The sequence below is a fragment of the Halococcus thailandensis JCM 13552 genome (assembly GCF_000336715.1).
Taxonomy (GTDB): Archaea; Halobacteriota; Halobacteria; order Halobacteriales; family Halococcaceae; genus Halococcus; species Halococcus thailandensis.
The window spans coordinates 9,912-10,616 of record NZ_AOMF01000062.1; the positions used below are offsets into that span (position 1 = coordinate 9,912).

1 pseudogene is annotated in these 705 nt (G+C 60.2%); it reads left to right on the forward strand.

What is annotated here, in order from left to right:
* Window positions 1–16: 16 nt before the first annotated feature.
* A pseudogene (locus C451_RS24255) lies at window positions 17–197 on the forward strand (transposase); the annotation flags it as partial.
* Window positions 198–705 lie beyond the last annotated feature (508 nt).

A 705-nucleotide genomic window follows, 5' to 3' on the forward strand; every position in this document is an offset into this window, starting at 1 on the left:
AGATCGGGCGGACGGCCGTGGCCGGCCGCCCTTCCATCCCGTCATGATGCTCAAGGTCCTCGTCTTTGGGTACTGTATCGGGATCCGTAGTTCCCGCAAACTCGACCGTCTCCTCGAACGTGACGTCGCTTTTCGCTACCTCGCCGCGAATCAACACCCTGACTTCCGCACGATCAGCCTCTTCCGTAAGAACCATCGCGAGGAGTTCGAGCACCTCTTCGTTGAGATTCTTCGCCTCTGTCGGGAAGCTGGCATGGCTGAGATGGGTGAAGTCGCCTTGGACGGCCGGCGCGTCCAAGGCGACGCTGCCCTCGATCAAAATCGGACTCGTGAGCAGATCACCGACGAAATCCACGACATCCTCGACGAGGCCNTCTTCCGCAAGAACCACCGCGAGGAGTTCGAGCACCTCTTCGTTGAGATTCTTCGCCTCTGTCGGGAAGCTGGCATGGTTGAGATGGGTGAAGTCGCCTTGGACGGCCGGCGCGTCCAAGGCGACGCTGCCCTCGATCAAAATCGAACTCGTGAGCAGATCACCGACGAAATCCACGACATCCTCGACGAGGCCGCCGAGATCGACGAAGCCGAGGATGACGAATACGGTCCAGAACAGCGGGGAGACGAGCTCCCGGAGGAACTCCGGGAGCAAGAGGACCGACTGAACCGATTGCGGGAAGCCAAAGACCGACTCGACGCCAAGGAACA